At 71.2% G+C, this 12,510-nt stretch carries 8 protein-coding genes; all 8 read left to right on the top strand.

Annotation, left to right across the window (positions count from 1 at the left end; genetic code table 11):
- The 8 genes from ACWD01_RS34425 to ACWD01_RS34460 are packed head-to-tail and all read left to right on the top strand — an operon-like array spanning window position 1 to window position 12,317.
- The gene (locus tag ACWD01_RS34425; protein WP_451167524.1) at window positions 1-1,638 is read left to right on the top strand and encodes a PhpK family radical SAM P-methyltransferase; all 1,638 of its coding nucleotides are present in this window, start codon (window positions 1-3) and stop codon (window positions 1,636-1,638) included.
- Window positions 1,635-3,422, top strand: coding sequence for a non-ribosomal peptide synthetase (locus ACWD01_RS34430; RefSeq protein WP_451167525.1), 1,788 nt, complete (start codon window positions 1,635-1,637; stop codon window positions 3,420-3,422). Before ACWD01_RS34425 ends, ACWD01_RS34430 begins: the two co-directional genes overlap by 4 nt.
- The gene (locus tag ACWD01_RS34435) at window positions 3,415-6,603 is read left to right on the top strand and encodes an amino acid adenylation domain-containing protein (protein WP_451167527.1); all 3,189 of its coding nucleotides are present in this window, start codon (window positions 3,415-3,417) and stop codon (window positions 6,601-6,603) included. Before ACWD01_RS34430 ends, ACWD01_RS34435 begins: the two co-directional genes overlap by 8 nt.
- Window positions 6,604-6,629: 26 nt before the next feature.
- Window positions 6,630-7,346, top strand: a complete 717-nt coding sequence (locus ACWD01_RS34440) for a thioesterase II family protein (protein WP_451167529.1) — start codon at window positions 6,630-6,632, stop codon at window positions 7,344-7,346.
- Window positions 7,343-10,048 carry an amino acid adenylation domain-containing protein gene (locus ACWD01_RS34445; protein WP_451167530.1) on the top strand — a complete coding sequence of 902 codons (2,706 nt, stop codon included), beginning with the start codon at window positions 7,343-7,345 and terminating at the stop codon, window positions 10,046-10,048. The genes ACWD01_RS34440 and ACWD01_RS34445 overlap by 4 nt, the downstream gene beginning before the upstream one ends.
- Window positions 10,049-10,098: 50 nt before the next feature.
- Window positions 10,099-10,308, top strand: a complete 210-nt coding sequence (locus ACWD01_RS34450; protein WP_451167532.1) for an MbtH family protein — start codon at window positions 10,099-10,101, stop codon at window positions 10,306-10,308.
- A 14-nt stretch (window positions 10,309-10,322) separates the two neighbouring features.
- Window positions 10,323-11,081 carry an FkbM family methyltransferase gene (locus ACWD01_RS34455; protein ID WP_451167534.1) on the top strand — a complete coding sequence of 253 codons (759 nt, stop codon included), beginning with the start codon at window positions 10,323-10,325 and terminating at the stop codon, window positions 11,079-11,081.
- Window positions 11,082-11,084: 3 nt separating this feature from the next.
- Complete coding sequence (locus ACWD01_RS34460) at window positions 11,085-12,317, top strand: cytochrome P450 (protein ID WP_451167536.1); 1,233 nt, start codon at window positions 11,085-11,087, stop codon at window positions 12,315-12,317.
- Window positions 12,318-12,510: the final 193 nt, after the last annotated feature.

Genomic DNA, 12,510 nt, shown 5'->3' on the forward strand with positions numbered 1-12,510 from the left:
ATGCCGGAACTCGACTGCGTCGTCATCGGTTACAACGAGGGCGACTTCCAGGACTACCGCCTGATGTGCGAGCGAAGCGGCCCGACTTCGCCCGAATGGCAGATCTACCGCAAGGAACACCTCGAGATCGACGGCCGCCCGATGCCGTGGATGGACGCCCTGAGCACCCTGCGCAACAGGGCGACCGGACGCAACGACCGTTATCACGTCGGCGAGGTCTTCAACCTGGCTGGCCTGTATCTGACCAACTTCCTGCGCCAGCACGGCATCCGCACCGACGCGGTGTCGCTGTTCGGGGCCGAGCAGGAGCGGCTGGCGCGGCTGCTCGCCGAGCGCCCGGCGGTCGTGGCGATCACCACGACGTTCTACGTCAACATCCTCTCGGTCGCCCCGGTCGTGGACTTCGTCCGACGCCACTCCCCCACCTCGCACATCGTGGTGGGCGGCCCGCTGATCGACAACCTGTGCCTGGACGGCATCACCGACGAGGTGCAGGACCTGTTCCACGGCATGGGAGCCGACTCTTACGTCCGTGAGTCGCAGGGCGAGCACGCACTGGCGAAGCTGTGCCAGGTGGTACTGCGCGGACAGCCGCTGAAGGAGGTCGCCAACCTGATCACCTGCCCGGAGGACGACTGGGTCGCCAACCGGCGCAGGCCCGAGGCCAACGACCTGGACGCCTGCGCGATCGACTGGCAGAGCTTCACGCCCGAGCAGATCGGGGTGACCGCACAGACCCGCACGGCCCGCTCCTGCGCTTTCAAGTGCAGCTTCTGCGACTACCCCACCCGGGCGGGCGCGCTGACCACCGCGTCTGTGGACACGGTCCGCCGCGAGCTGCGGGCGATGGCGGAACTCGGCGTGAAGAACCTGGTGTTCGTGGACGACACGTTCAACGTCCCGCCGAAGCGGTTCAAGGAGCTGTGCCAGATGATGATCGAGGAAGACCTCGGTCTCGACTGGTACTCGTATTTCCGCTGTTCCAACGCCCGCGACGAGGAGACCTTCGACCTTGCCGCACAGAGCGGCTGCCGGGGTGTGTTCCTGGGCATCGAGTCGGGCGACGCCGACATCCTCGCCAACATGAACAAGCTGGCGCAGGATTCGCAGTACCGGGCCGGCATCGCCCGGTTGAAGGAGCGCGGCATCACCACGTTCGCGTCGATCATCGTCGGCTTCCCCGGCGAGAACGAGCGCACCATGCAAAACACCATCGACTTCGTCAACGAGACCGGCCCGACCTTCTGGCGAGCCCAGCCCTGGTGGGGCAACCCGCGCTCTCCCGTCTACCGCAGCAAGGAGGTGTACGGGATCGAGGGCGCCGCCTACGACTGGTCGCACGCGACGATGAACTCGGCGGAGGCCGCCGCCTGGTGCGACAAGATGTTCGACCGGGTGACGGAGTCGGTGTGGCTGCCGCTGTACGACTTCGACTTCTGGTCGCTGCCGTACCTTGACGGCAAGGGCCTCAGTGTCGACGAGCTGGTGTCGCTGCTGCGCACCACGCAGGAGCTGATGCGTGAGCGCGATGGGCAGCGCCCGGACCCGGCGCGGCTGGCCGTGCTGAACGAACAACTCGCCAAGGACGTGGCCGCCCTCGACATGGCCCCCGCGCGCTTCTCGTACGCCGCCTCATGACCGCCGGTGTCCACACGGCGGTCTCGGCCGCGGCACGGGCCCATCCGCGCCGCGCGGCGGTCGTCACGAACGACGGCGAACTGACCTACGCGGAGCTGGACGAACTGTCCGACCGGCTCTGCGCGCACCTGGTGCGCACGGCCACAGCCCCGCGGTCGGTGGTGGGTCTGCACTTCGCCCGGGGCGCCGAGCAGGTCGTCGCGCTGCTGGCCGTGCTTAAGGCGGGCTGCGCCTATCTGCCGCTCGACCCCCGCTACCCGGCCGGCCGGCTGCGCCACATGGTCGCGGACTCGGGCGCCGCGCGCGTCCTCACCGGGCCGGGCCTGAAGCCGCCACAGAACTGGCCGGTGGAGTGCCCGGTGACGGAGGTGGCGCTGCCGCTGCCGCCTGCGGGCAAAACCGCCGTACGGGGCGTCCGTCCCGACGACCTGGCGTATGTGCTCTACACCTCGGGCACCACGGGCCGCCCCAAGGCGGTCGAGGTCATCCACGCCAACGTCCTGAGCCTGCTGCGCGGCCTGGAGGCGACGGTCCTCGGCGGTGTCGGTCCCGCGCGGGTCGCCTGGAACGCGAGCGCCTGCTTCGACGCCTCGGTCCAGCAGTGGGTGCGCCTGTGCCGCGGCGACACGCTGGTCCTGCTGGACGAGGACGTCCGCGCCGATCCGGCCGCCCTGGTAGACGACCTCGTACGGCACGGCGTGACCGACATGGACGTGGTGCCCTCACACCTCGCCCTGCTGACCGGGCCGCTGGCCGCCGCGGGCCTGCCGCTGCGGCTGCTGGTCGGCGGCGAGCCCGTACCGCCCGCCCTGTGGGCCGAGCTGCGCCGACTGGAGCGTGTGCAAGGCCTGCGCGCCTGGAACATGTATGGCCCGACCGAGTGCACAGTCGACGCCACCACGGCCCCCGTCGACGCGGAGACACCGCACCTCGGCGTGCCGCTGCCGGACGTCCGCTGCCATGTGCTGGACGCAACCCTGCGACCCGTGTCGGCCGGCGGGACCGGGGAGCTGTTCATCGCCGGGCCCGGTGTCGCACGCGGCTACCGCGGGCTGCCCGGGCGGACCGCGGCTGCCTTCCTGCCCGACCCGTTCGCCGGGGACGGCAGCCGGATGTACCGCACCGGAGATCTTGTACGGTACGACGCCCAGGATCGGCTGGAGTTCGTCAGGCGCCGCGACCGCCAGGTGAAGGTGCGCGGTCACCGAATCGAACTCGGTGAGGTGGAGGCGGCGTTGACCTCACTGCCGGAGGTCGCGGGTGCCGCGGTCGTGCTGCGTGACGACCTCCCGGCGGGCCCGGGTCTCGCCGCGTACGCCGTACCCGCCGCGGGCGTGTCCGCGGCCGTGGAGGGACCCGCACTGCGCGAGCGGTTGCGCGCCCTGCTGCCCGGGCACACAGTCCCCGCGGTCGTCGTCCTGCTGGACGCGCTGCCCGTCGGTCCGCACGGCAAGGCCGACCACAGCGCCCTGCCCCGGCCCGAGTTCACCGCAGCGGCCCCCGAGGCGCCCGAGTGCCTGCTGGAACGGGACATCGCGCTGATCTGGACGCGGGTCCTGGGCGAGCGGTGCATCGGCGCCGCCGACAACTTCTTCGACCTCGGCGGCGACTCGCTGGCGGTCGGAAGGGTCCTCAACCGGTGCCGGGAGCGTTTCGGGGCGCGGCTGCCGGCCAGGGCGCTCTTCGAGAACCCCACGCTCCGCGGTTTTGCCGCAGCCGTACGCCACGAGACCGAACGGCTGTCCCCCCTACCAAGCAACGAAGGAATCCCGCCCCGTGACTGATCAGCCTGCGCAGCGTCCCCTCCTGACCCGCCTCGGCCAGGACGGTCCGTCCCCCGCTTCCTTCTCCCAGGCACGCCTGTGGTTCGCCGACCAGATGGGCCGGCGCGGGCTGGAGTTCGTCTATCCGTACGCGCTGCGGCTGACGGGCCCGCTGGACGTGCGGGCGCTCGCCGGAGCGGTCGACGCGGTCGTCGCCCGGCATGAGACGCTGCGCACCACGTTCGTCTCCCGCGACGGCGAGCCGCTGCAGGTCGTGGGCGAGCCGTTCTCGCTGGGTCTTGAGGTCACCGCGGTCGAGTCGGAGGCGCTGGAGAGCGAGCTCCATGATGTCGTGGCCGAGCCCTTCAACCTGGCGACGGGACCGGTGCTGCGCGCGCGACTGTTCCAAGTCGGGCCAGACGAGCACGTCTTTCTGCTGGTGATCCATCACATCGCGACCGATGGCTGGTCGATGGAGATCGTCTTCCGCGAGATTGGCGAGGCGTACGAGGCGCTGAGCGCCGGACGTGAGGTCGAATTCCCGGAACTGTCCGTGCAGTTCGTGGACGTGGCCTCCTGGGAGCGGCAGCGGTTCACGGCTGGGGAGTTCGCCGATGACCTGGCGTTCTGGCGTGAGCACCTGGACGGCTGCCCACATGTGCTGACCCTCCCGTTGGACCATCCGCGGCCGGCCGCGCAGTCCTTCGACGGGAAGTTCCTCACCTTCGAGGTGCCCGCGGCCCACACGGCGGCGCTGGCCGCGCTGGCGAAGGAGTGCGGCGCGTCCACGCACATGGTGCTGCTCGCCGCGTTCCAACTGCTGATCGCGCGCTGGTCGGGGCAGCACGACTTCGTCGTCGGTATGCCGACCGCGAACCGTGAGGCCTCCGAGACGGAGGAACTGGTCGGCTTCTTCATGAACCTGCTGCCGCTGCGCGCCACCGTGAACTCGGCGGGTTCCTTCCGCGAACTGGTGGCACGCGTTCGCGAGGCGTCGCTGGACGCCTACGACCACCAGGGGCTGTCCTTCGACCGTCTGGTGGAGGAGATCGCGCCTGAGCGGACGCTGGCGCACAACCCTCTGGTGCAGGTCGCGTTCAACATGGAGAAGCAGCCGCGGCTGAGCATCGACGGCGTGGCGGTCGAGGCGCTGGACGTGCAGCCCGACATCACTCGCTACGACCTCGCAGTCGACTACATCGTGCAGCCCTCGGGTGCGCTGCGCTGCGACTTCTACTACGCCAGCGACCTGTTCGAGCAGGAGAGCATCGAGGCGCTGGCCCGCCGGTTCGCGTTCCTGCTGCGCACGGTCGCCGAACGGCCGGGGGCCTCGCTGGCGGTGCTGCCGGTGCTCGACGCCGAGGAGGAGGCCCGCGTCCTGGGGCTGGGCGCCGGAGCGCAGGCCGCCGCCGACGTGCTCACGCTCCCGGAGCGGTTCCGCGACGCGGTCGAGGCACGCCCGGACGCCCCGGCGGTCGTGGACGGCGACACTGTCCTGACCTTCGCCGAACTGGACGCGCGCGCCGACGACATCGCCCGGATCGTAATGGCCCACGGCGCCGGCCGCGACACGGTGGTCGGCCTGTGCCTGCCACGCTCCCCCGAACTTCTGGCCGCCGTCCTCGGAGTCCTGCGCGCCGGTGCCGCCTACCTTCCGCTGGACCCGCAGTACCCGGCCGAGCGCCTGGACTTCCTGATCCGCGACAGCGGGGTGCGGCTGATCCTGACTCTGTCGACGACGTCGTACGACGGCCAGTTCGGCGACCTCGCCACCGCCGTGCCGCTGGACTCCGAGCAGGCCCCCGCGGGGACGCCCGGCCCGGTCGCCGAGGTCCACCCGGACCAGTGCGCGTACGTCATCTACACCTCCGGCTCCACCGGACGCCCCAAGGGTGTCCAGGTCAGCCACCGTGCCGTGGCAAGCCTGCTGACGGGCCTGGATCAGGCGGGGGTCGTCCGCTCATCCTCCGGCCGGGTCGGCTGGAACGCCAGCCCGTCCTTCGATGCCTCCGTGCAGCAGTGGACGCGGGTCTGCCGCGGGGACACGGTCGTGATCGTCGACGAGGCCGTGCGCCGCAACCCCGAGCAGCTCGCCCGGTTCGTCGCCGGGCAGCGCCTCACCGACCTCGACCTCACCCCGTCACACGCGGAGCACCTGGTCGGCTCACTGGCCGAGGAGCTGGAACCGGGCAGCGGACTGCGGCTGTGGATCGGCGGCGAACCCCTGTCCGCCACACTGTGGCAGCGGCTGGGCGATCTGACCGACCGGGGCGTCCTCGACGCCGTCAACGTCTACGGCACCACGGAGATGGCCGTCGACACCACCTGGGCGGCCGTCGGCGGCGGCACCGCGCCGCACCTCGGCGCCACCCTGCCCGGCCAGACCGTGCGCGTTCTCGACGCGGGCCTTCAGCCGGTGCCGGTGGGCACACCCGGTGAGCTGTACATCAGCGGCCCGTCGGTGGCACGCGGCTACCTCGGCCGACCCGGCCTGACCGCGTCCCGGTTCGTCCCGGACCCGTGGGCGGCTGACGGCTCGCGCATGTACCGCACCGGTGACCGGGCGCGCTGGACCTGGGACGGGCGTCTGGAGTATCTGGGGCGCACCGACCACCAGGTGAAGGTGCGCGGCTACCGCATCGAGCTGGGCGAGATCGAGGTGGTGCTCGCCGAGTTCCCCGGCACGCTGGACTGCGGGGTGGTTCGCAAGGAGCACGAGGGCGAGGCCGTCCTCGCGGCGTACCTGCGTACGACCCCGGGCACGACCGTGCGCGAGCTGCGCGAGTACGCCGAGCGGCGGCTGCCTGAATGGATGCGGCCCTCCACGTACACCCTCCTGACGGAGATGCCGCTGACCCCGGCGGGCAAGCTCGACCGGGTGGCGCTCGCCGAGCTCAAATCGGCCGTGCCCGGCGAGGCGGAGGAGCCCTCGGAGCAGGCCGTGGACGACGGCCCGCGCACCGCGACCGAGGAGCTGCTGATCCGTATCTGCCAGGAGGTGCTCGGCATGGAGGGGCTGCGCCCCACCGACCACTTCTTCGAGGTCGGCGGCCACTCGCTGCTCGCCATCCGGGTGGTCGCACGGCTCAAGCGCCAGGCCCAGCTCGTCATCCCGATGACCGCCGTCTTCGAGAACCCCGTCCTGCGGGATCTGGCGGCCTACGTCGAGGAGGCCATCCGCGAGCGCATGGCCTCCTCCTGAGCCCCCTTCGAAGACTGGAGCAACCCATGAGCCCCATCCCGATCCTCTGCCTGCCCTACGCCGGTGCGGGCGCCACCTTCTACCGCGGCTGGCCGGCGCTGCCCGCGGGCATCGAGCTCGTCCCGCTGCAGCCCGCAGGCCGCGAGGAGCGCTACCACGAGGACCCGTACACCGACCTGGAGTCGGCGGTGGCGGACCTGTCGAAGTTGGTCGCCCCGTATGCCGAGGCCGGGCCGTACGCGCTGTTCGGCCACAGCTTCGGCGCGATCCTCGCCTACGAACTGGCCCGGGCCCTGCCCGCCGCCGGGCTGCCCGCACCCGGCCTGCTCATCGTCAGCGGCTCCGCCGCCCCCAGGGTGCCGATCGGACGGCACTCGGCCAGCCTAGACGACGAGGAGTTCGTGGCCCGAGTGGAGCAGCTCGCCGGGTACGTCCACCCCGCGCTGGCCGACCCCGACCTGCGCGAAGTAGTGCTGCCGGTACTGCGCGCGGACGTCGACCTGCACGAGTCCTACCAGCTCGCTGACGGCAAGCCGTTGCCGGTGCGGGTCACCGTGTTCCGTGGCGCGTCCGACCACCTGGTCACCGAGGAGGACTGCCGGGGCTGGGCCGACGTGTCCACGGCAGGCTGCTCCCAGGTGGAGTTCGACGGCGGCCACATGTACCTCGCCGAGGACCCGCTGCCCGTGCTGCGCGCGATGGCCGAGTTGGTCGCCGCCCGGCCGCTGCCGGAGCGCCTGTGAGGTCCCTCGTGCTCCGCGCACTGCGGCGGCTGGACGCGGGCGCGGTCCAGCGGTGCCTGGACGGGCTCTCCGGTCCATGGGCGCGAGGGCCGGTCGTGTGGACCGAGGCCCTGCCGTATCCGAGCACGGACCCCCGCGCCAACCGGCTGCGCCGGCGCACGGCCACGCGCCCGCTCGCCCCGGGCGACGGGCCCGCCGTCCGGGTGTGCCTGCTGACATACGCCGATCGTGTCCAGGACCTGATGGTGGGCGCGCGTCCCGAAGTGCTCGACGAGGGCGGACTGGCGGGCCTGGCCTGTCTGCTGGTGGAAGAGCCCTCGGCGTCCGGGCCGCTGTCGCTGCCCGAGCCGGTCGAGGATGGCGGCGGGGAGCGGCTCGCCCTGGAGTGGGCATCGGGCGCGTGCGCCGGACCCGGGACACGGGAGAACCTGACCGTCGCGCTGGGCTCCGATGCCGGTGAGGCCGCCGTCCTGGCGGCGCTGAGCACGGCCCTTACCCGCAGGACGGGCGGCTCCGCCCCGGCCCTGACGGTACGGCGGCCCGGCCCGGCCGCCCCCGGCCCGGCGAGAACGGACAGCGCTGCGACGGTCCGGCTGCCCGGCCCTGGGGGACTGCGTGTGGCCGAGGAGGCGCTGTCCGGTACGAACTGGACGTTCGGGCCGGTCCCGGCGCACTCCGTGGAGCTGCGGCTGCCCGCTGCCCCGGCGGCCGTCGACCGTCTGACGGCGGTGGGCCTGCGCCCGCTGCTGCGCACGGCGCCTGCGCCCACGTCGGCCGTGCTCGCCCTCAGCCTCGACGCCGAGGCCGACGCCTACGTGCTCAGCTGCGACTTCGCCGCCGATGTCGTGGCGCGTGAAGCGGTGGAGGCGCTGCTGGCGGAAGTGGCCGGATATGTCTCCGGGCAGCCGGAGGCGGCCGTCGCCCCGAGCGGTAGCCCAGTCGAGGCCGATGCCACAATCCACGGCCTAGTCTCCGCCCGGGCCGAGGAACGGCCGGACGCCGTCGCGGTGTCGGCACCCGATGGCGACCTGACGTACCGCCAACTCGACCGCAGGGCCGACGCGATCGGGCACGCGCTGCGCTCGCGCGGCATCGGCCCCGGCGACCGAGTCGGCGTGTGTCTGCGGCGGGGCGCGGAGCTCGTCGCCGCGCTGCTCGGCGTACTCAAGTCCGGTGCCGCCTACGTGCCGTTGGACCCGTCGTACCCCGAAGACCGGCTGCGCTACCTCGCGCAGGACGCGGGCCTCTCGCTGGTCCTAGCCCGCGAGCCGCACGCGGCCTTCGACGGGTGCCCACGTCTGGAGCCCCCGCCCGCGGCCGAGGACGTGCCCGCCGTAGGCAAGGACGCCGCACCCGAGGACCCGGCCTACGTCATCTACACCTCGGGCTCGACCGGCCGGCCCAAAGGCGTGGTCGTCGAGCAGCGCAACTTCGTGGCACTGCTGGCCGGGACGCGCGAGGAGTTCGGGTTCGGCGGCGACGACGTGTGGACGTTCTTCCACTCGTTCGCGTTCGACTTCTCAGTGTGGGAGATCTGGGGCTGCCTGGCCACGGGCGGCCGACTGGTCGTCGTACCAGAGGACGTCGCGCGGGTGCCGGAGGAGTTCCGGGAGCTGCTGCACACCGCGCGGGTCACGGTACTCAACCAAACCCCGTCCGCCTTCGTGCAGTTGCTATCCACCGAGACCGCCGGGGCGTCCACACTCGACGTGCGGCTGCTCGTGTTCGGCGGCGAGCCGCTGGACTCGCGCACCTTGCTGCCGTGGTTCGACGCGCACCCGGAGGACCGGTGCCGCGTGGTGAATATGTACGGCATCACCGAAACGACCGTGCACTGCACCTGGACCGATCTGACCCGGCGCGAGGCGCTCGCGGGCAGCCGCTCCATCGGCACCCCGCTGCCCGGCTGGACGCTGCACGTCCTCGATCCGTACGGCCGTCCGCTGCCGCCCGGCGTGCCTGGCGAAATCCACGTCGGCGGCGCGGGAGTGGCCCGCTGCTACCACGGGCGGCCCGGGATGACCGCGCATCGGTTCCGTCCAGACCACCTGTCCGGGGTCCCGGGGGCCCGACTGTACCGCAGCGGTGACCGCGGGCGGCTGCGCCACGACGGGCAGCTGGAGCATCTGGGACGGCTCGATGGGCAGGTGAAGGTGCGCGGCTACCGGATCGAGCTCGACGAGATCAGGAACCGCCTACTGGAAGCCGCCGAGGTGCGGGCGGCGACCGTCACCCTGCGGCACCGCGGTGAGGCCGGGGATGCTCACCTGGACGCGTACGTGGTGGGCTCGGGCGCCGATCCGGCCACCGTACGCGGGTATCTGGAGCGGACCCTGCCCTCGTACATGGTGCCAAGTACTCTCACCGTCCTGGACCGGCTCCCCGTGACCGGGAACGGCAAGCTGGACACCGCGCGTCTGCCGGAGCCGGGACAGGCCGCGCAATCCGCCCCCGCAGCACCGTCACCCGCGCCCGCATCCGACGCCCCCGATCTCGCCTCTCGGATCGCCGGGATCTGGCACGAGGTGCTGGGCACCCCGGTCGGCCCGGACGACAACTTCTTTCTGACCGGCGGCAATTCGCTGCTGGCCATCCGCGTGATGGTCCGGCTGCGGAAGCAGGGCATCACGGACACGCCCGTGCGGATGCTCTACCGCCACCCGACTGTCCGGCAACTGACTGAAGCCCTGACCGCATCCTGACCCGGCGCCTTTCGTAACCCCCTTCACCCCATACACCGGAGGAACTTCAGATGAGCAACAACGGCCCCGAGCGCTGGACCGTCCTGATCAACGCCGAGGAGCAGTACGGCCTGTTCCCGGCTGAACTACCCACCCCGGCGGGCTGGCGGCCGGCCGACTTCACCGGCACCGAGGTGGAGTGCATCGCCTACGTCGACGAGCACTGGACCGACATGCGGCCGCTGAGCCTGCGTCAGGCCCTCGACAACTCGGCGGCATGACGACCATGGAGACAATGAAACTGCCTAACGGCCTGACGGTTTCTCATGTCAGCACGGGCGAGACGGCGTTGCTGTACCGGGACATCTTCAGCGAGCGCTGCTACATGCAGCACGGCATCACGCTGAGCCCGGGCGGCACCGTGTTCGATGTCGGTTCGAACATCGGAATGTCGACGCTGTTCTTCCACACCGAGTGCGCGGGGCTCACCTTCCACGCGTTCGAGCCGGCGCCGGACCCGTACGCGGCGCTGAGCGCCAACATCGCGGCGCACGGCATCGACGCGACCGCCGCCCGGTGCGCGCTGTCCGACCATGCGGGCACCGGCCGGATGACGTACTACCCCGACTCCACCGTGATGTCCGGCTTCCACGCCGATGCCGCGTCGGAGGCGGCGCTGACCCGGACCTTCCTGGTGCGCAGCGGCTTCGAGGAGGAGGACGTCGAGGACATGGTGGCGGGCCGCCACGAGACCGTGGAGATCGAGGTGTCGGTGCGGACGCTGTCCGACGTCATCGCGGAACGCGGCGTCACCTCGATCGACCTACTCAAGGTCGACGTGGAGAAGAGCGAACTGGAGGTTCTGCGGGGTCTGTCGGAGGCGGACTGGCCCAAGGTGCGTCAGGTCGTCGCCGAGGTCCACGACCTCGACGGAACGCTGAAGGCGTTCGTGTCGCTGTTGGACGAGCAAGGGTTCGACGTGGCGGTGGAGCAGGACGCGTTGCTCGCGGACACGGAGATCTACGAGGTCTTCGCCGTGCGGAAGGCGGGCTGAGGCGTGGCCGACACGACGGGCCTCACGGCCCTCGACCCCACCACGATCGATGTGGCGGAGCCGGCGCTCTACGAGTCCGGGGACCCGGTGTCGCTGTGGGCACATCTGCGGGCCACCTCGCCCGTCCACTGGAACTGCCACCCGCCGGGGCCCGGCTTCTGGGCCGTGATGGCGTACCAGCCGGCGCTGCAGGTGTACCGGAACACCGACGCGTTCACCTCCGAACTGGGCATGCGCGTCGACTCTGATTCGGCCGCGGTGGAGGCGGCTGCGGGCAAGATGCTCATCGTCACCGACCCGCCGACGCATCCCCGGCTGCGCCAGCTGATGAACTCGGCTTTCCTGCCGAGGGTCGTCGCCACGCTGGAGGCGTCGATGCGCCGGGTGATCGAGCCGCTGGTGGAGGAGGCGCTACGCAAGGACGTGGTGGACTTCGTCAGCGAGATCGCGGCGGTGCTGCCCGCGGCGATCATCTGCGACATCATGGAGATCCCGCAGTCTGAGCGGGCCATGATGATCGACCTGACCAGCAAGGCGTTCGGCGCCTCGGTCGGTGGCGAGGCCAAGTGCCCGATGAGCACCATGGAGAAGACCGAGGCGCACGCGGAGATCTTCCTCTACTACACGGAGCTGGTGGAGGAGCGGCGGCGCAACCCCGGCGCCGATGTGGTCAGCGCACTCATCCAGGGTGACCTGGACGGGCGCCGGCTCACCGACGAGGAGGTCCTGCTCAACTGCGACGGGCTGCTCACCGGCGCCAACGAGACAACTCGCCACGCCTCCGCCGCCGGTCTGCTGGCACTGATGGAGAACCCGGGCGAGTGGGAGCGGCTACGCAGCGGGGCGGTGGACATCGAGTCGGCGGTCGACGAGGTTCTGCGCTACACCAGCCCGGCCCTGCATGTCACCCGTGTCGCCAAGAAGGACGTTCAGGTCGGCGACCAACTGGTCCGCGCCGGGGAGACGGTCGCCCTCTGGAACTCCTCCATCAACCGCGACGAGACGGTGTTCCCCGACCCGGACCGCTTCGACCTCGGCCGCACCCCCAACCGCCACCTCACGTTCGGCATCGGTCCCCACTTCTGCCTGGGCGCCCCCCTGGCCAAAGCCGAGCTGAAGGTCCTCCTGGAAGTGCTCGCCGAGAGGGTGACCCACATGGAACTCGCCGGCCCGGTCGAACGCCTGCGCTCCAACTTCATGTGGGGCATCGAACGCCTACCGGTCACTCTCCGCTGACCACCACCACCAGTATCGGGCCTCGGGAAGCAGCCCCCGCGGCCCTGGCCGCCGCCGTCGCTCAGGGGCGTACAAGTAAGGCCTGTACCTTGAGGCTTTAGTACTGCAACGGTCTTTTGCGTGACGGGGCGGCGGCTGGTGCGTTGTGCTGGTCATGGGGTGGGAGAGTGTGCGGGCGGGTGCCCGGGAGTGG

The sequence above is a fragment of the Streptomyces sp. NPDC002835 genome, from assembly GCF_053591995.1.

What these genes read in the sequence shown, in the direction of transcription:
- ACWD01_RS34425 (WP_451167524.1), top strand. Translation starts at nt 1, where the DNA reads ATGCCGGAACTCGACTGCGTCGTCATCGGTTACAACGAGGGCGACTTC.
- ACWD01_RS34430 (WP_451167525.1), top strand. Translation starts at nt 1,635, where the DNA reads ATGACCGCCGGTGTCCACACGGCGGTCTCGGCCGCGGCACGGGCCCAT.
- ACWD01_RS34440 (WP_451167529.1), top strand. Translation starts at nt 6,630, where the DNA reads ATGAGCCCCATCCCGATCCTCTGCCTGCCCTACGCCGGTGCGGGCGCC.
- ACWD01_RS34450 (WP_451167532.1), top strand. Translation starts at nt 10,099, where the DNA reads ATGAGCAACAACGGCCCCGAGCGCTGGACCGTCCTGATCAACGCCGAG.
- ACWD01_RS34455 (WP_451167534.1), top strand. Translation starts at nt 10,323, where the DNA reads ATGAAACTGCCTAACGGCCTGACGGTTTCTCATGTCAGCACGGGCGAG.